General features: G+C 57.7%; 1 tRNA gene and 1 rRNA gene. Both read right to left on the reverse strand.

The features are described 5' to 3' along the window. Positions 1–269 precede the first annotated feature (269 nt). Positions 270–346, reverse strand: a tRNA-Met gene (locus tag ABEB23_RS18275). Positions 347–402: 56 nt separating this feature from the next. Then, positions 403–511 (reverse strand): 5S ribosomal RNA (gene rrf / locus ABEB23_RS18280); the annotation flags it as partial.

Genomic DNA, 511 nt, shown 5'->3' on the forward strand with positions numbered 1-511 from the left:
GCAGATCGAAGACGCGCGGCCGATGCTCCCAACCGACCTAGAGGAGGTCTACGCTGCGCATGTCAGAAAGCTGGAAACGATCCTCGCAGAACCCGAATTGGTCATCCATGCGCGCGATATCCTCCGGGTTCTGGTGGAAACCATCAGTGTCGAGGAAGTGGAGGAAGGCGGGCATCTTCTGGGCATCGAGGGAGATTTGACAAAGTTCCCAATGACATACGCAAAAGCCGCCCCGAAGGGCGGCTTTGCGAACAAAAGTTCGATAGGCTTGGTTGCGGGAGTAGGATTTGAACCTACGACCTTCAGGTTATGAGCCTGACGAGCTACCGGGCTGCTCCACCCCGCGTCAATTCCGGCGTCGCATATCGTGATTGAAGGGTCTGGACTGCATCCGTTTGGTAGACCTGGCGGCGACCTACTCTCCCGCGCCTTAAGACGAAGTACCATCGGCCCAGAGGAGCTTAACGACCGAGTTCGGAATGGGATCGGGTGGGGACTCCTCGGCATAGCC

Origin of the sequence: Flavobacterium maritimum, from assembly GCF_040049085.1 — a bacterium.
Classification (GTDB): Bacteria; Bacteroidota; Bacteroidia; order Flavobacteriales; family Flavobacteriaceae; genus Flavobacterium; species Flavobacterium maritimum.